Origin of the sequence: Italian clover phyllody phytoplasma str. MA1 (assembly GCF_000300695.1) — a bacterium.
Lineage (GTDB): Bacteria > Bacillota_I > Bacilli_A > Acholeplasmatales > Acholeplasmataceae > Phytoplasma.
Genome location: NZ_AKIM01000159.1, coordinates 1 through 445, shown reverse-complemented (window position 1 = coordinate 445; position 445 = coordinate 1). Strand labels below are relative to the sequence as shown.

The following is a 445-nucleotide window of genomic DNA, read 5'->3' as shown; positions in this document are numbered from 1 at the left end:
ATTACTAGGTAAAGATTGAAAGATTTTTTTAATTAACATGGTTTTTGTTTCCTTTCCAATGTTGTATGTTGTTAAATAAAAAAAGACCCTGAAGGGTCTTTGGTTATAAAATAAGATTTTGTCGAGGTAATTTATGGATTATTAGCATTATTTATTATTTCTAACGTATTGTTATTTTTTCTTTTTATGAGGTTGTGAAGTTGACACAATATTTTGTTGCTGATATATATTTCTTTTTTTGTTATTAAAGAACAAATTGGTTAATTTATTTAAATTAATTTGAATTCCTTTTTTTGTGAAATATTTAACATTTTCCTCTAATGTATCTATTGCTTCCTCTAAAATATCGATATCTTTTTTTAATTTGTCTTTAGAATTATTCTCCATTGCCATAACTTTCTGATTATTAATAATAAATAATAATACTAAGAAAATAAACAAATAA

1 protein-coding gene is annotated in these 445 nt (G+C 21.8%); it reads right to left on the bottom strand.

What is annotated here, in order from left to right; genetic code table 11:
- Window positions 1–171: 171 nt before the first annotated feature.
- The coding region (locus RI01_RS03110; protein WP_017193212.1) for an SVM family protein at window positions 172–445 on the bottom strand (274 nt) is incomplete at its 5' end.